This is a genomic window from Nonomuraea sp. NPDC001636, assembly GCF_040298265.1.
Classification (GTDB): domain Bacteria; phylum Actinomycetota; class Actinomycetes; order Streptosporangiales; family Streptosporangiaceae; genus Nonomuraea.
This window is the reverse complement of record NZ_JBEOZT010000025.1, coordinates 73,561-89,682: the sequence shown is the minus strand read 5'-3', so window position 1 is coordinate 89,682 and position 16,122 is coordinate 73,561. Positions and strand designations below refer to the sequence as shown.

The following is a 16,122-nucleotide window of genomic DNA, read 5'->3' as shown; positions in this document are numbered from 1 at the left end:
CATCGGTGTGGAGATGTCAACCCAGCGCGGCGGCCAGCTCGGCGGCCGCCGCCACCACGCGCGGCCCCGTCTCCTCCTCCAGCGGGCCGAACGTCACCACCCCCACCGAAGCCTCCAGCCACGGCAGCCCGGTCACGGGCGCGGCGATGCCCCGCGCCCCCACCTGCAACTGCCCCTCCGTCACGAGGTATTCGTCGCGCCCTTCGCGCAGGGCCAGGATCGCCCGGCCCGCCGCGCCTTTCGCCAGCGGATGGCGTGACCCCTCCCGGTAGGCCACGTGCAGGTCGGTCCAGGACGGCTCCACCACCGCCACCGCCAGCCCGTCGTCGCCCTCGGCCACGGTCAGGTGGGCCGTCGCGCCCACCTGCTCGGCCAGCCGCCGCAGCGTCGGCACCGCCGCCGCCCGCAGCAGCGGCTGCACGGCCTGGGCCAGCACCAGCACCCCGAACCCGAGATGCACCCGCCCTTCGGCGTCGCGGCGGACGAACCCCTCGTTCAGCAGCGTGGTCAGCAGCCGGTAGACCACCGGCCGGCTCAGCGACAGCTCGGTGCTCAGCTCGGTCGGGGTGCGCCCGCCCTTCCCGTCGGCGAGAAGTCGCAGCAGGCGCAGCCCGCGTTCGAGCGTCTGGGCGGATTCGGCGGCCATGACTTCGATTATGGAGTGACGGCTGACCAGTGAAAGAGCACGGTGAAGGGGTACGTAGGGACGAGAGGCGTCGGGGGGGTGGAGATGCGGCAGAGGTGGCTGTTCCTGGTCGCCGGGCTGGCTCTCTGCGCCCTGCCGCCGGCCGTGCCCTCGCTCACCACGCCGATCGCGTACACGGCGAGGGAGACCCTGATCGACCCGCCGCCGCGCGCGGGGGGCGACCGGCTGGTCGAGAACACCTTCTACCTCACCCAGGGCATCACGGTGAGCCAGTGGCTGCTGCCGGTCGCCAAGGGCGTGACCTTCCGTCCCGGCTACGTCGCCGTGGGGGTAAGCGTCGACGCGAGCGGGCGGCTGTCCGGCACGCCGTCGCGCGTGGGCACGTTCATCGCCCCGGTCCGGCTCTGCACCGGGCACTCGTGCGAGGAGCAGCTCATCACCCTCGTCGTGCTCGGGAACGTTCCATGGGAGCCGCGCGAGCTGACCTTCCCGGGGCGGGCCGGCGTCCCGCTCGCCGGCGAGATCGGCATCAACGGCGGCCCTCAGGGCGTCGTCCCCACCTTCAGCGTGACCGACCATGACAAGCTTCCCGCGGGCGTGACCATCGGCCCCGACGGGCACGTGGGCGGGGTGCCCCAGGCGGCCGGCATCTCCGAGATCCCGGTGCGCGTCTGCGTGGCGGGCAACTGCGCGGGCGTCGTGGTCCGGTTGATCATCGTCTGAGCCCTTGCGCGGGGCGGTTCCTGCGGTCACGGTGGTTCCATGAAATCGGTCATTGTGGTCGGAGCTGGTATATGGGGGTCGTCGCTGGCGTTGCGGCTGGCCGAAACCGGCTGGCAGGTGACCCTGGTCGAACAGCACAAGCCCGGACACGTCCGGCAGGCCAGCGCGGGAGAGACGCGGCTCCTGCGCTGCGCGCACGGCGCCGACGACTGGTACGCGCGGCTGGCCTGGGAGGCGCGGGAGGGCTGGCGGCGGCTGGGCGAGCGGGCCGGCGAGGAGCTGTTCCTGGAGTCGGGCATGGTGTGGTTCGCGGCCCGGCCGGACGGGTGGGAGCACGCCAGCGCCCAAGTACTGAAAAATCTGGATATCCCGGTTGAGGTGCTCGACCCGGCGGACGGCCGGCGCTTCTTCCCCGACTACCGCGGCGACGACCTGAGCTTCCTGCTCCACGAGCCGCACGCGGGCGTGCTCAGGGCGCGGCGGGCGACGCAGGTGACCGCCCGGCTGGCCCTGGCGGCCGGCGTCCGGCTGGTCAGGGGACGGGCGGCGCCCGTGCCGGGGCTGAGCGCGGTCGAGGTGGACGGCGAGGTGCGGCGGGCCGACCGCGTCGTGTGGGCGTGCGGCGCCTGGCTGCCCGGCCTGTTCTCCGTGCCGGTCACGGTGACCAGGCAGGACACGGTGCACTTCGCCGCGCCCGCCGCGTGGTCGTCCCCCGAGACGCCCGCCTGGGTGGACTACGGCTCCTCGGCCTACGGGCACGGCGACGTGGACGGGGTCGGCATGAAGGCCACCTCCGACGCCGAGGGCGAGCCGTACGAGCCGGAGGAGGGCAGCCGGGCGGTGGACCCGTCCGCGGTCGGGCAGGCCCGCGACTACCTGCGGCGCAGGTTCCCCTCGCTGGCGGCCGCGCCGGTGCTGTTCAGCCAGGTCTGCCAGTACGCGCTCACCCCCGACGCCGAGTGGATCATCGCCGAGGAGACCCCCGGCGTGTGGCTGCTCGGCGGCGACTCGGGCCACGGGTTCAAGCACGCCCCGGCCCTGGCCGCGTACGTGGCCGCGATCCTGGACGGCGAGCGCGCCCCCGAGCCGCGCTTCGGGCTCGGCCACGAGCGCGTGGCCGCCCGCGGCCTGCGCACGAGCGGAGACCTCGGGGTAGGGCCCGCCTCACCGGGATTCGGGGGACGACGGGCATGATCGGCGCGGGCGCGCGGATCAGACTCTTCCTGTAGCCGACACGACAGGGAGCCCGCCATGACCACCGCCCTCGCCTCGCAGACCGCCGAGCCTCGCACCCCCCAGCCGCCGCCCGTCGTGCACGCCGCCGCGCTGCTGTGGATGTCCGCCGTCGCGGCGGGGGCGTTCGAGACCGTGCTCGCCGTCGGCAGGGAGCTCTACGCGGGCACCTCGGGCGTCCTGGACCTGCTGCCCGGCGCCGGGCTGCGGGTGGCCGTCTTCGCCGCGGCGGTCTTCCTCGCGCTGCGGATGCGCGCCGGGCAGAACTGGGCCAGGCTCACGCTGGCCGTCGGGCTCGGCGTGTTCGGCACGTTGTCGCTGGTCGTGGGGCCGATCCAGTGGCTGCTGCACGGTGGCTCGATCGCCGAGGCCGCCGCCGGGGCCGACGTGGTGACCTGGCTCTTCACGATCAGCCGGGTGCTGCACGTGACGGCCGTGCTCGGGGCCGTCACGCTGATGTTCCAGCCGAGGGCCAACGCCTGGTTCCGCTCAGAGTGAGACCGGCTCGGGCTCCGGCTCGGGGGCGCGCAGGTTGCGCACGCCCGGCGCGGCCAGCGCGGCGAGCGTGGACAGCACGACGAGGGCGGCGCAGCCGAGCAGCGCCCCCTCGGTGCCGAAGGCCACCGCCGCCGGCGCGGCCAGCATCAGCCCGATCGGCCCGAACATCATTGACCCGAGCGCGTCGTACGAGCTGACCCGCGACAACGACTCCGGCGGGATCTCGCGCTGCATCGTCGTCTGCCACAGCACGCCGAAGACGTCGAAGCACACGCCCAGCACGAACGCCCCCGCCACGATCGCCCACAGCGGCGCGTCCAGCCCGAGCAGCACGTACGGCAGCGCGGTCGGCAGGCACAACAGCGTGCCGAGCAGGATCGGCCGGCGCGGGCGCAGCCGCAGCGACACCAGCACCCCGGCGATCGTCCCGACGGCCTCGCCCGCCAGGAACGCCGTCCAGGCCGCCGGCCCGCCCAGCGTCTCCTTGGCCAGCAACGGCCCGAGCACGCCGTGCCCGGCCTGGATCGCCATCACCAGCACCGAGAACTGGGCCACCACCACCCAGATCCACTGCCGCGAGCTGAACTCCCGCCACCCGTGGCGCAGGTCGGCCAGCACCGAGTGCCGCTCGGCCGCCGCGCGCTCGGCGGGGGTCGGGCGCAGCAGCGCGATCAGCACGGCGGCCAGCGCGAACATCGCGCCGCTGATCAGCAGGGCCCAGCCGCCGCCGAACAGCAGCACCGTGCCGCCGCTCAGCACCACGCCGGCCACGCGCGAGGCGTTCGCGCCGAGGCCGAGCAGCGCGTTGCCGGCCTGCAGCCGCTCGGCGGGCACGATCTCGGGGATGATGCCGGTCAGCGCCGGGAACATGATCGCCATGCCCACGCCGCAGGCGGCCGCCGCGACGCTCATCACGGGCAGCGGCGCCCAGCCGGTCAGCAGCATCGCCGCCAGCGCGAAGTAGCCCAGCGCCATGAGCAGCTCGCCGGCCATCATCACCCGCTGCCGCGGCAGCCGGTCCGCGATCACCCCGCCGAACAGCATGAACACGATCATGGGCAGTGACTCGGCGGTGAGCACCACCGACAACGTCGTGGCGTCCGCGCCGGGCAGGTCGAGGATGCCGAAGGCGAGCGCCACGGGCGCGAACGCGCTGCCGAGCATGGAGATGGTCCGCGCGGACAACAACAGGGCGAACTTGCGGTCGCGGAGCAGCCCTAGGTCGCGGAGATAGTTGTGCACTGGGCCAGTCCCCTCGAAAACGTTCAAATCCGTCCCAGTCTGCCGTTTGTGGCGGCGGGTTGTCGTCCCAATATTTGTCACGGGGGTGACAGGGCCGGCCGGGAAAAGTGCGGGCGCCGGGCAAGAACCGCGCCCGGTTCTCGCGTAGTTTCCAGGCATGCCTGACGCGCAGGTCGATCACCCGTCTCGCCGGGAGGAAGTGCTGCGTACCGGGTGGGTCAGGGTGGTGCAGGGACGTACGAGGGTGGTGCGGGAGAACCCGGACGGCTCGGGCTGGCACTGGGCGGAAGAGGACGGATGACCGCCCCGCGGCCTCGCCCGCGCTCGACTGCGACGCCTACTGCGCGTCGAGAACCGCGTGAGGACCGGCCGTGGATCTCATTGAAGGTTGTTGATCGTCCCGATATTGTGCTATCTGCCCACGATCGCCCCCCCATGGGAGTAAAGGCGCCATGCGACTGCGGAAGATCTTCGTCATCGGACTGGCCCTGTCGTTGCTCGGCGTCGGAGTTCCCGCCTGGTCGGAGGACGATCCACGGGGCTGCAACGACCTGATGTCCGCCGACACCCCGGCGTTCGTCGTCTGCCGCTGGCTGGCCACTCCCGAGGAGGCCGCCGACATCGCCCGGTTCTGGCTGGACAACGACGGCAAGAACATGATCGACTCCGGCCCGATGCACGAGATCGTGGTCGACTGCACCGAAGCGGGCAACGAGTGCGCCACCGACTCCGAGGGCGACGGCGAGATGCACGACGTCGGCTCCCCGGACGTCGACGGCGCCGAGGACGGCGGCACCCCCGACCAGTGCCCGGACGGCCAGAAGTGCCACGTCGACCCCGACGGCATCTCGGCCGCCGCCAGGACGGCCGCCGCCGAGAGCCCGGCGGGCCAGGCCGTGAAGAGCGCGGTCGGGGCGGGCCTGCGGACCTGGATCGAGACCGAGCTGGCCGACGACTACAAGGCCGGCAAGCTGGCCGAGGCCGCCAAGAAGGTCGCCGCCCTGGCCGCGCAGCCGGGGGTCGCCGGGATCAGGTTCACCTCGCAGCTCGGCTACAACCAGACCTTCGCCACGGCCGAGGAACTGGACAAGTTCGTCACCGAGGCCACGACCGCGCTGCGCAATCTCGTGCCGGGCAAGAAGCTGGCGGCGCACACGGTGGTCCCGCTGTTCGGCTGCGGCGCCAACGACGCCTGCAAGGCCGAGATGACCAAGAAGTACCCGCTGCTCGACCCCGCCCGGATCGGCGCCTGGCTCTCCGGCGGCCAGATCGACCAGCTGACCCTGGACACCGGCCACCTGGCAACCGAGTACGCCACCTGGAAGATCGACGCCGCCGAGGCCCAGCGCAACCAGTGGATCCAGGTCCGCGCCCGCGCCTGGGACGCCTACGCCCAGATCGCCGCCGAGGACGCCGGGTTCACCGCGGCCGGCACCTCCAAGCTCACCGCCGAGCAGGCCACCCAGGCCATCACCGACCGCATCGCCGCCCCGCTCCAGGCCGACGCCGCCGAGACCGTCGTCCTGTGGAGCCGCTGGCAGGACGCGCAGGGCCAGGTCAACCGCGTGTACGGCGAGAAGTGGGCGGCCAACACCACCTGGGACCAGCTCAAGAAGCTCGGCACCGTGCGCCCGAGGCTGGCCACCGTCTACGACTACAGCAGCCCCGAGGCCGACGTCGCCACGGACATCAAGAACCTGTCCGAGGTCTTCGGCCAGGTCTACCTGCACACCGCCTGACGGCAGCCGCCCGGTCCCGCCCGGTCCCGCCTGGTCCCCGCCGCGCCGACCGGGCGCGGCGGGCCGCTCACGGCCCGGCGGCGATGAGGGCCTGGCGGGCCCTGAGCACGATCTCCAGCTCGAACCGGACGTCGGGATCGGCGAGCTGGTCGCCGTAGAGCTCTTCGAGCTGCCGCAGCCGGTAGCGCACGGTCTGCGGATGCACGTGCAGCCGGGCGGCCACCTCGCCGGCGCCCCGGCCGTGCCGCAACCAGGCGAGCAGCGTCTCGGCCAGCCGGTCCTGCTGGGCGGGCCGCAGGTGGGCCAGCGGCGCGAGGCGGGCCTGCGCCATGGCGCCGACCAGCTCCTCGTCCTTGAACACCACGAGCGTGGCCATGTGGTCGGCGCAGCGCAGGAGCCCGCGCGGCAGCACGCCGCGCCGCGACAGCTCCAGCGCCTCGCGCGCCCACCGCAGGGACGTCGCGGCCGCGGCCAGCGGCACCGCCGGGCCGATCGCGGCACGGTGGCCGCGCAGCGCGTGGTCGAGCAGCTGCGCCTGTCCCGGCCCGTCCGGGTCGGGCACCAGCAGGCACGGCGCGGGCCGCTCCAGCCCGCCGAGCACGTCCGGCGGCAGCGCGGGCGCCCGGTACGTGCCGTGCCGGTCGTCGAGCGCCACGCCCGCCACGGTCCGCGGCAGCCGCCAACCGGCGGCCCTCGCCAGGTCGGCGACGGCCTCGGGGGGCGCGGGCGGCCGGCTGAGGAGCAGGTCGAGCAGGCGGTTGCGGCGGCGTTCGAGTTCGCCGGCGGCGTGCGCCCTGGCCTCGTCGAAGCCCTGGGCGGCGGCGTCGGCGAGCCGGTCGAGCCAGACGAAGATGGCCTCGCCCAGGTCGTACAGGGTCTGCGGGGTCAGGCCGAGCGGGTCGGCGATCTCCGTCAGCCGCCGCCAGCAGACGCGGGCGCCGAGCCGCATCGCCGTCTGCAGCGGCTCCAGGTTGCGGCCCTCGGCCGCCTCGCCCTTGCCGATCATGCGGAACGGCTCGGCGTCGAAGGGGGCGCCCGGGTTCTCGATGCGGTCGAGGAAGCCGTCGATGGCCTCCTCGACCGCCATCTTCACGACTTTGATGTAGATCTCGTCGGCCGGTCGGGCGTACTCGGGGATCCGGGTCTGGATCTCCTCGATCACCTCGGCCGAGACCTTTCCGATGCCCGCCTTGAGCGTTCTCACGAGGTCCGCGGGGAGCCGGGTTTCGCTGATGTCACTCTTGATGGCCATCGTCCCTCCTGTCGCCATTGTGGCTCAGGCGAGAAGACTTTGCCTAGCAAGAGCTTGTTTCTGTCATTTCTGCAGGAATGCGCCGAACTCGTCCACGTCAATCAGGCCGTCGCCGTCCTTGTCCAGTTTCCGCACGCCTTCCTGGGCCGCGTCCAGTGTGATGGGCTGGCCGAGGATCTCCATCAGGCGGACGAGTTCGACGGCGGAGATGCGGCCGTCCTTGTCGACGTCGATGAGGTCGAAGGTGATGGCGTGGTCGCTCATAGGGGGTGCCTTTCCTGTGTTACCGGTGCGTCGGGTCAGACCTTAGTGGCGACTTCCCGAAACGTGCCGATGAATTCAGGGTGATCGCCGGAAAAGCGAGTCTTTCCCGGATTTGCCGGCGCTCGCTCGCCTGACCGGCCCCGCCGCCTCAGAGCGTGGCGGCGGCCTGCTTCAGGGCCTCGACGAAGGCGGTGACGTGGGGACGGGCGTCCCCGCGCCGCCAGGCGATGGCGAGCCGGCCCGGCTGCAGACCCGTCACCGGGCGGTAGACCATGCCAGGACGCTTGTAGAGCGCCGCGTTCCCCTCGGCCACCAGGACGACGCCCAGACCGCTGATCACGGCCTCGAACACCTCCTCGGGCGTGTTCGCCGTGACGCCGACGACCGGGTCGTCGTCCCGGGCGTCGCGGGCGAGCCAGAAGTCGCGCAGCGGGCCGGACGCGGCGGGCAGCGCGATGAACGGCTCGTCCCGCAGCTCGGCGAACGGGACCTCGGCCAGGCCGGCCAGCCGGTGACCGGCCGGCATCGCCACCCCCCGCTCCTCGGTGACCAGCACGTACGTCTCCAGCCCCGGCGGCACCGGCAGCCAGATGAACGCCACGTCGGAGGAGCCGTCGGCGAGACCGCCGCTCGGGTCGTCCCAGCCCACGAGCCGGAGCGACACCTCCCACCCGGGCCGGGCCTGCCGGAACAGCCGCAGCGCCTCCTGCTGCAACCCCCGGCCGACGGCCGTCTGCATGCCGATGACCAGCGTCCCGGCGGGGGCGGCGGCGCGGGCCGTCTCCACGCCGGCGGTCCAGCGTCCGAGCAGGTCGCGGGCCACCGGCAGCAGCGCCGCGCCCTGCCGGGTCAGCGTCACGCCGCCGTGCACGCGTTCCAGCAGCGCGAACCCGAGCTGCCGCTCCAGCACCCTGAGCTGCTTGGACAGGGCCGGCTGCGAGACGAAGAGGCGCTCGGCGGCGCGCGTCACGTTCAGCTCCTCGGCCACCGCGACGAAGTAGCGGAGGTCCCGCAGGTGCACGTCCATAACCGATGGTTATAGCAAAGGGTCTTGGACGCCGGGCGCCCACCGGCGGCACGATCATCGTCATGAAGACACGCGAACTCGGAACACTGCAGGTCCCCGCGCTCGGTTTCGGCGCGATGGTGCTCTCGCCCGGTGTGTACGGCGACATCGACGACACCCGTGCCGAGAAGGCGTTGCGGGCGGCTCTCGACGGCGGCGCCGGCCACATCGACACCAGCGACGCCTACGGGGTGGACGGCCACAACGAGCGCCTGGTCGGCCGCGCGCTCAAGGGCCGCCCCCGCGACGAGGTCGTGGTGGCCACCAAGTTCGGCCTGGCGATCCCCGAAGGCGAGCCGAGCCGCCCGTACCCGGTCGGGTACGCGTTCAACGAGCTGCGCGTGAACGCCGACCCGCGCCTGGTCCGCCGCTACGCCGAACGCAGCCTGCGCAACCTGGACACCGACGTGATCGACCTGTACTACCTGCACTACCCGGACCCCGGCGTCCCGCTGGAGGAGACGGTCGGCGCGATGGCGGACCTGGTGCGCGACGGGCTGATCAGGCACATCGGCCTGTCCAACGTGACGGCGGCGCAGCTCAGGGCCGCGCACGCGGTCCATCCGGTGACGGCCGTGCAGAACGAGTGGTCGATGTGGCGGCCGGTGGAGCCGGACCTGCTGGCCGCGGCCCGCGAGCTCGGCGTCGGCCTGGTGGCCTGGAGCCCGCTGGGCAACGGCTTCCTGACCGGCACGGTCCAGCGGCTGGCGGAAGGCGACTTCCGCCACAACGCGCCCCGGTTCTCGGCGGAGAACCTGGCCGGCAACAACGACAGGTACGCCCCCATCCGCACCCTGGCCGCCAACCTCGGCATCACCCCCGCCCAGCTGGCCCTGTCCTGGCTGCTGCACCAGGACGAGCACGTCGTGGCGATCCCGGGCAGCCGCACCCCCGCCCACATCGAGGAGAACCTGGCCGCCGCCGACCTCACCCTGCACCCGGACACCCTGACCAGGATCGACGAGGCGCTGGTCAGGTTCGACGTGTCCGGCGGGACCCTGCTGTGAACGCCGGGTCGCCGCTCCCCGGCGTCGCCCGGACGGCGCACAGGGCCGCGCCCACGAGCAGCACGGCGACCGCGGCGACGACCCGCAGCAGGCCGTCGGCCGAGGACGGCGCGGCGAAGTAGACGCTGCCGAGCCCGGCGACGGCGGTCACCCCGGCCAGCACCGGCCCGGTGGCGTTCAGCGCCGAGATCGCCGAGGCCAGCCGCGGCTCGACCAGCGTGGTGACGCGCGCGATCAGCGGGCTGTACCCGGCGGCGTGCCCGGCCCCGGCCAGGAGCAGCAGCGGGACGGCCACGACCGGCCGCCACTCGTCCCCGCACAGCAGCGCCGGCAGGGCCGCCCCGGCGGCGAAGGCGACCGGACCCGCGACCGGCAGGACCCGCTGCAGTCCCCGCGGATACCGGGTCCAGCTCAGGCTGAGCGCGCCGAACCCCAGCGCGTACGGGACGAAGGCCAGCCCCGCCCACAGTGGCGAGAACCCCAGCGCGGTCTGGAGGTGCAGCGTGAGGGTGAGCAGGAAGACGGTGTAACAGCCCATGACGATCCAGCACGCCGCCAGCCCCGGCCGCACCCCGCGCGGCCGTACCGAGGCCAGGTCGAGCAGCGGGTGCCGGGCCCTGGCCTCGTGCCGGACGAACACCACCGACAGCGCGGCGCCGCAGGCCAGCGAGATCCACATCCACAGCGGCCGGCCGAGGTCGGGGCCGAAGATCAGCGGGACGGTGATCGCGGCCATGGCCGCGGTCAGGATCGCCACGCCGCCCGGGTCGAGGCGCGCCTGCGCGTTCCCGGGCGAGGGCGGCAGCAGGCGCGGCCCCACGGCCAGCGCGATCACGCCGATCGGGATGTTGATCAGGAACACCGGCCGCCAGGACAGGCCCAGGAGGTCGGCGCTGACCACCAGCCCGCCGACGACCTGCCCCAGCGCCACGCCCAGGGCGAGCACCATGCTGTACAGGCCGATCGCCCGGCGGCGGGCGTCGCCCTGCCAGTGCGTCTGGATGAGCGCGAAGATCTGCGGGGTGAGCAGCGCCGCCCCGACGGCCTGCGCGACGCGCGCGAGCACCAGCACGCCCACGTCGGGCGCCAGCCCGCACAACAGCGAGGCGGCGGTGAACCAGCCCAGCCCGAGCAGGAACGCGCGCCGCTGCCCGACGAGGTCGCCGATGCGCGCGCAGGTGACCAGGAGCACGCCGACGGTCAGCAGGTAGCCCGACACGACGAGCTGGATCGCCGTGCCGCCGGCGTGGAGGTCCTGGCGGATGGTCTGCGCGGCGACCGATACGATCGAGCCGTCCATGGAGGCCATGACCTGACCGGTGAGCAACACGGCGAGCATCGGGCCGCGACGCACGCCGGTCACCAGGGTAGGAACGGGAGAAATCACCCGCCCAGCATCGGCCGTCCGCCCCTGCCCGGTCTTGAAGAAACTTGCGGGCCCGCCGGGGTCATCGGGGCGCGTCGAATCCGGCGGCCAGGCCGAAGGCCGCGAAGATCTCGGCCCCCTGGAACACCGAGTTCCGGCTGATGCCCTCGGCGGTGACGGTGAAGATCTGCAGCGTGTGGGGCTCGTACCGGTCGCCGGCGCGCCGGAAGGCGCCGAACCCCGGCTGGCCGTTGGCCGTGATCGTCGCCAGCCGCCAGTCGGTGCCGGCCGCCTCGAAGACCCAGTGCATGAACAGGCCGTAGTTGCCGCGCCCGGCGAACCAGTTGAGCATCGGCGGCATCTCCATGACGACGTCCTCGGTGAGCAGCCGTTTGAGCTCCTCGACGTCGGCGCGCTCGAAGGCGCGCATGTAGCGGTCGACCCAGGCGCGCTGCTCGGCCAGCGGCGGCTCGCCGAGCGGTTCGCGCCGGACGCCGGCCTCTTTCACCCGGGCGCGCGCCCGCTGCAGGGAGCTGTTCACCGACACGACGGTGGTGCCGAGGATCTCCGCCGACTCCGACGCGGAGAAGCTCAGCACGTCCCGCAGGATCAGCGCGCCGCGCTGGCGCGCCGACAGGTGCTGCAGGGCGGCGGCGAACGCCAGGCGCAGGCCGCTGCGCTCGACCACGGCACCGGCCGGGTCGCCCGCGTCCAGCATCGAGTCCGGCAGGGGCTGGAGCCAGGCCAGGTTCTCCCCCTGGACGAGCGGCGCGAGCGGGTCGGACGCGGCCACCAGCCCCGACGGCAGCGGCCGGCGTCCGCGGACCTCCAGGGCCGTCAGGCAGGCATTGGTCGCGATCCGGTAGAGCCAGGTGCGCAGGGAGCTGCGGGTGCCGTCGTACTGCTCCCGCGCCCGCCACGCCCGCAGGTACGTCTCCTGGACCAGGTCCTCGGCGTCATGGGGCGAGCCGAGCATCCGGTAGCAGTACGCCAGCAGCTCCTTGCGGAACGGCTCGATCCGGCGATCGAAGCCCTCTTGTCCCGGCGTCACCGCGTCCACGCCCTCGCCCTGCCTTCCGCCCGCCTACGGGTACGTCAGCCTGCCACGACGGCCGGGCTGTTGTGGTAGGCCGCGAGCAGCCAGGCGCCGTCCCGCTTCTCCAGCACCCAGGTCGCGTACACCATACGCTCGGCGGGGACCTCGGTCTCGCCGGGGAACAGGACGCCGGTCTCGCTCACCGCGATCGCGGCGCTCTCGCCCAGGAAGCGGATGCTCTCCAGCCGGTCGGCGGTCGTGCTGCCCTTGAGGTAGGACGCGAAGCCCTCGGCCATCTTCCGGCGCACCTCCTCCCTCGACCGGCGCACGCTGCCGGGCATGATCGCGGTGGCGTCCTCGGTGTAGCCGGTGACGAAGGCGTCGGCGTCGCCGTCGGCCCATGCCTGGTAGAGGCGCTCAAGGACGCTCTTGATGGCGGCCACGTCGTGCTCTCGGGTCTCGGTCATGGCTGTCTCTCCTCATCGCTGGTGACAGGTTCACGGATACGTACCGGCGGGGCCGCCGGAACTCATCGCGCCGGGGCGGAGAACTTTTCGGGCGGTTGCGGTTCGGGTTACGAACTATTATGGTTCGTAATACGAACAAGCTGTGGTTCCGACGGGAGATGTGCACCATGAGCCGTACTGTGGCGATCATCGGTGGTGGTTACGGCGGCGCGGCGGCCGCCAAGGCGCTGGACGAGCACGCGGACGTCGTGCTCGTCGAGCCCAAGGACGCCTTTGTCCAGAACGCCGCGTCCATGCGGGCCCTCGCCCGGCCGGAATGGGCCGGGAAGATGTTCTTTCCCTACGACCGGTTGATGCGGCGTGGCCGGATCGTCCGGGAGCGGGCGGTCTCGGTGGATTCGCGGGGTGTGCTGCTGGCGTCCGGGGAACGGGTGGAGGCCGACTTCCTCGTGCTGGCCACCGGGTCGGGGTACCCCTTCCCGTTCAAGTTCGAGGACGACCTGGCCGGGCAGGCGCGGGAGCGCATCCACGCCGTCCACGGGGAGCTCGCGCGGGCCGGGCGGGTGCTGATCGCCGGGGCCGGGCCGGTCGGGCTGGAGCTGGCCGGGGAGATCAAGGCGGTGTGGCCGGACAAGCGGGTCACGATCGTCGATCACGGCACGGAGCTGCTGCCGGCGTTCGAGCCGCAGGTGCGCGCCGACCTGCGCAGCCAGCTCGCCGAGCTGGGGGTGGAGCTGCTGCTCGGCACCACGCTGGACGCCGAGCCGCCCGTCGGGCCGGGGCGGGCCGAGCCGTTCACCGTCGGGTCCACGGCGGGGGAGCTGTCGGCCGACATCTGGTTCCGCGCGTACGGCGTGCGCGTCCGGACCGGCTACCTCGACGGCGACCTCGGCGACGCGCGCACGCCCCGCGGCCACGTACGGGTGACCGAACGGCTCAACGTCGAGGGCCACGAGCATGTCTACGCGATCGGCGACATCACCGACCTGGCCGAGGCCAAGATGGCCGGGAACGCGATGCAGCACGCCGAGGTCGTGGCCGCGAACATCGTCGCCCAGCTGCGCGGCGAGCGGCCCTCGTCGGTGTACCGGCCCTCGCCGCTGCCGTTCGTGCTGCTGCCGCTGGGGGCCGAAGGGGGCGTCGGCCAGCTGCCCTCGCCCGAGGGGCCGATCGTGCTGCCGGCCGGGTCGGTGGCCGACTACAAGGGCCGGGACCTGTTCACCGGACGGTTCGCGGAGCTGTTCGGGGTCGCCGGCGAGCCGGCGCCGGCCGGGGTGTGACCGCGGGCGGCGGTCAGGGGGTGTCGGCGCGCTCGATGAAGACCGTGGGGGCGTTGTTGTCCCGCACCAGGCGGGAGAGCAGGTCGGCGAGCGTGGCGCGCTCGGCCTCGTCGAGCCCCGACGGCAGCTCGTCGATGCGCCGGCACGCCTCGGTGTAGAACTCGTCGGCGAGCTTGGCGCCCTCCTCGGTCAGCGTGACCTGGACGGCGCGCCGGTCGGCCGGGTTGGGCTCGCGGCGCACCATGCCGCGCTGCGCGGTGCGGTCGACCAGCTCGGTGAGGCTCGACTTGGCCAGGCGCAACATCGAGCCCAGCTCGCTCATCCCGTACGGCTGGGCCATCAGCACGCACAGGAGCTGGCCCTGCTGGGAGGTCAGTCCGTACGCGCGGGCGGACTCGGCGTAGACGGCGTTGACCAGGAAGGTCGAGCGCACCAGGGCGGAGACGACTCCCAGCTGCTCCTCGGGCTTGGCCATGAGATCAGCCTACATCGGTTCGGCTGCCGAACTATTCGTGCGGGATCCGCACGGCCGCTTGGGTTCGGCGATGCCCTGGTAGCCCGAGGTCACGGGATTAGAACCGGACGCAAACCACCAAAAGGACATTTCTTCTGGCCGGGTGGGTAGCAGGCCCGCCATGCGACTGACGTACACCTCCGACGTCTGGTGGAAAAACGCCGTCGTGTACTGCCTGGACGTGGAGACGTTCAAGGACGGTAACGGCGACGGCGTGGGCGACTTCCGCGGCTTGACCCAGCAGATCGACTACCTCGCGGGCCTCGGCGTGACCTGCCTCTGGTTGATGCCGTTCTTCCCCACCCCCAACCGGGACGACGGTTACGACATCACCGACTTCTACAGCATCGATCCCCGGCTGGGGACCCTGGGCGACTTCGTGGAGTTCATGCGGACCGCCAACGACCGGGGCCTGCGGGTGATCGCGGACCTGGTCGTCAACCACACCTCGGACCAGCACCCCTGGTTCAAGGAGTCGCGCAGGAGCAAGGACTCGCCGATGCGCGACTGGTACGTCTGGTCCGACACCCCCGAGCCCGATGACCCGAAACAGGTGGTCTTCCCCGACAAGGAGGACTCCATCTGGCAGTACGACGAGGGCAGCGGCCAGTACTACCTGCACAGCTTCTATCGTCACCAGCCGGACCTGAACGTCGGCAACCCCGAGGTCAGGGACGAGATCACCCGCATCCTCGGCTTCTGGATGGAGCTCGGCCTGTCGGGCTTCCGGGTGGACGCGGTGCCGTTCCTCATCGAGAACGTCAACCCCAAGCTGGCCAACCCGCACGAGTTCCTGGCCGACCTGCGGGCCTTCATGACCAGGCGCAAGGGCGGCTCGATCCTGCTGGGCGAGGTCAACCTGCCCTACAAGGAGTTACTGCGGTACTTCGGTGAAGGGCTCGGTGACCAGATCACCATGTGCTTCGATTTCATCGGCATGCAGAACAGCTGGCTCTCCTTCGCCCGTAACAACGCCCGCCCCCTGATGGACGCCCTGCGGGAACGCCCCCGGGCCCCCAAGGACTGTCAATGGGCGATGTTCCTCCGCAACCACGACGAACTCACCCTCGACAAGCTCACCGACGAGGAACGCCAGGAGATCTTCGAGGCGTTCGGCCCCCGTAAGGACATGCAGATCTTCGGCCGCGGGCTGCGGCGGCGGCTGCCCACGATGTTCGGCGGCGACCTGCGGCGCATCAAGATGGCCTACAGCCTGCTGTTCTCCCTTCCCGGCACCCCCGTGATCTTCTACGGCGAGGAGATCGGCATGGGGGAGAACCTGGACGAGGAGGGGCGGATGGCCGTCCGCATCCCCATGCAGTGGTCCGAGGACGGCGGCTTCAGCCAGAAGGAGGAGACGGTCCGCGAGATCCCCGAGGGCTCGTTCGCGCCCGACCGGGTCAACGTGGCCGACCAGAAACGTGACACCGACTCGCTGCTGCGCTGGTTCCAGCTCCTCATCGAGCGCTACCGAGAGTGCCCTGAGCTGGCGTGGGGGCAGTACACGGTGCTGGACACCGGCGACGACGCGATCTTCTCGCACCGCTGCGACGCCGACGGCGCGACGGTCGTGGTCGCCCACAACCTGTGCGACACGGCCAAGGACGTCGAGCTGCGGCTGGACGGCCTGGAGAACTGCGACCTCACGGACCTGCTGGTGGACGGCACGATCAAGGTGTCGGCCGACGGCACGGCCAAGCTCGCGCTGGGCCCGCACGGCTGCCGCTGGCTGCGCGCCTCGCCCCCCGAACTGCCCCCGGAGGACGCGGGCGTCATGTCGCAATAAGTC

At 72.2% G+C, this 16,122-nt stretch carries 17 protein-coding genes; 8 read left to right on the top strand and 9 right to left on the bottom strand.

Annotation, left to right across the window (positions count from 1 at the left end):
• Positions 1-16: 16 nt before the first annotated feature.
• Entirely contained in the window at positions 17-646 is a 630-nt protein-coding gene (locus ABT158_RS36910; protein WP_352361631.1) for a helix-turn-helix domain-containing protein, read from the bottom strand.
• An 84-nt stretch (positions 647-730) separates the two neighbouring features.
• Here ABT158_RS36910 and ABT158_RS36905 point away from each other — a divergent pair, with 84 nt between their 5' ends.
• The 3 genes from ABT158_RS36905 to ABT158_RS36895 are packed head-to-tail and all read left to right on the top strand — an operon-like array spanning position 731 to position 3,100.
• A complete protein-coding gene (locus ABT158_RS36905) occupies positions 731-1,369 on the top strand; it encodes a hypothetical protein (RefSeq protein ID WP_352361629.1) in 639 nt (212 codons plus the stop codon).
• 39 nt (positions 1,370-1,408) lie between these two features.
• Complete coding sequence (locus tag ABT158_RS36900) at positions 1,409-2,563, top strand: NAD(P)/FAD-dependent oxidoreductase (RefSeq protein ID WP_352361627.1); 1,155 nt, start codon at positions 1,409-1,411, stop codon at positions 2,561-2,563.
• Between the two features lie 57 nt (positions 2,564-2,620).
• Positions 2,621-3,100: a hypothetical protein gene (locus ABT158_RS36895; protein ID WP_352361625.1), complete on the top strand. Its 480-nt coding sequence runs from the start codon at positions 2,621-2,623 to the stop codon at positions 3,098-3,100.
• Here ABT158_RS36895 and ABT158_RS36890 read toward each other — a convergent pair.
• On the bottom strand, positions 3,092-4,342 hold the full coding sequence (locus ABT158_RS36890) for an MFS transporter (RefSeq protein WP_352361623.1): 1,251 nt from the start codon (positions 4,340-4,342) through the stop codon (positions 3,092-3,094). The two genes, ABT158_RS36895 and ABT158_RS36890, sit on opposite strands and share 9 nt — an antisense overlap.
• 157 nt (positions 4,343-4,499) lie before the next feature.
• On the opposite strand from ABT158_RS36890, the gene ABT158_RS36885 reads away from it, so the two are divergent.
• Together ABT158_RS36885 and ABT158_RS36880 are read left to right on the top strand one after the other, a co-directional pair.
• On the top strand, positions 4,500-4,643 hold the full coding sequence (locus ABT158_RS36885) for a hypothetical protein (protein WP_352361621.1): 144 nt from the start codon (positions 4,500-4,502) through the stop codon (positions 4,641-4,643).
• Positions 4,644-4,794: 151 nt separating this feature from the next.
• Positions 4,795-6,081, top strand: coding sequence for a hypothetical protein (locus ABT158_RS36880; protein WP_352361619.1), 1,287 nt, complete (start codon positions 4,795-4,797; stop codon positions 6,079-6,081).
• Positions 6,082-6,148: 67 nt separating this feature from the next.
• On the opposite strand, the gene ABT158_RS36875 is transcribed toward ABT158_RS36880, so the two are convergent.
• The 3 genes from ABT158_RS36875 to ABT158_RS36865 form a co-directional block, all read right to left on the bottom strand.
• Positions 6,149-7,333, bottom strand: coding sequence for a PucR family transcriptional regulator (locus tag ABT158_RS36875; RefSeq protein WP_352361617.1), 1,185 nt, complete (start codon positions 7,331-7,333; stop codon positions 6,149-6,151).
• Between the two features lie 63 nt (positions 7,334-7,396).
• Complete coding sequence (locus ABT158_RS36870; RefSeq protein ID WP_352324961.1) at positions 7,397-7,597, bottom strand: EF-hand domain-containing protein; 201 nt, start codon at positions 7,595-7,597, stop codon at positions 7,397-7,399.
• 148 nt (positions 7,598-7,745) lie between these two features.
• Positions 7,746-8,624, bottom strand: coding sequence for a LysR family transcriptional regulator (locus ABT158_RS36865; protein WP_352361615.1), 879 nt, complete (start codon positions 8,622-8,624; stop codon positions 7,746-7,748).
• Between the two features lie 62 nt (positions 8,625-8,686).
• Between ABT158_RS36865 and ABT158_RS36860 the strand changes: the two genes are divergently transcribed.
• On the top strand, positions 8,687-9,670 hold the full coding sequence (locus tag ABT158_RS36860; RefSeq protein WP_352361613.1) for an aldo/keto reductase: 984 nt from the start codon (positions 8,687-8,689) through the stop codon (positions 9,668-9,670).
• Here ABT158_RS36860 and ABT158_RS36855 read toward each other — a convergent pair.
• The 3 genes from ABT158_RS36855 to ABT158_RS36845 form a co-directional block, all read right to left on the bottom strand.
• Positions 9,636-11,033, bottom strand: a complete 1,398-nt coding sequence (locus ABT158_RS36855) for an MFS transporter (protein WP_352361611.1) — start codon at positions 11,031-11,033, stop codon at positions 9,636-9,638. The genes ABT158_RS36860 and ABT158_RS36855 overlap by 35 nt on opposite strands.
• Before the next feature lie 85 nt (positions 11,034-11,118).
• A complete protein-coding gene (locus ABT158_RS36850) occupies positions 11,119-12,096 on the bottom strand; it encodes a sigma-70 family RNA polymerase sigma factor (RefSeq protein ID WP_352361609.1) in 978 nt (325 codons plus the stop codon).
• A 35-nt stretch (positions 12,097-12,131) separates the two neighbouring features.
• Entirely contained in the window at positions 12,132-12,539 is a 408-nt protein-coding gene (locus ABT158_RS36845; RefSeq protein WP_352361607.1) for an SgcJ/EcaC family oxidoreductase, read from the bottom strand.
• A 167-nt stretch (positions 12,540-12,706) separates the two neighbouring features.
• Between ABT158_RS36845 and ABT158_RS36840 the strand changes: the two genes are divergently transcribed.
• Positions 12,707-13,819 carry an NAD(P)/FAD-dependent oxidoreductase gene (locus ABT158_RS36840; RefSeq protein WP_352361605.1) on the top strand — a complete coding sequence of 371 codons (1,113 nt, stop codon included), beginning with the start codon at positions 12,707-12,709 and terminating at the stop codon, positions 13,817-13,819.
• Between the two features lie 13 nt (positions 13,820-13,832).
• On the opposite strand, the gene ABT158_RS36835 is transcribed toward ABT158_RS36840, so the two are convergent.
• The gene (locus ABT158_RS36835) at positions 13,833-14,294 is read right to left on the bottom strand and encodes a MarR family winged helix-turn-helix transcriptional regulator (protein WP_352361603.1); all 462 of its coding nucleotides are present in this window, start codon (positions 14,292-14,294) and stop codon (positions 13,833-13,835) included.
• Positions 14,295-14,454: 160 nt separating this feature from the next.
• Here ABT158_RS36835 and ABT158_RS36830 point away from each other — a divergent pair, with 160 nt between their 5' ends.
• Positions 14,455-16,119 carry an alpha-amylase family protein gene (locus ABT158_RS36830; RefSeq protein WP_352361601.1) on the top strand — a complete coding sequence of 555 codons (1,665 nt, stop codon included), beginning with the start codon at positions 14,455-14,457 and terminating at the stop codon, positions 16,117-16,119.
• The last annotated feature ends 3 nt before the right edge of the window (positions 16,120-16,122 follow it).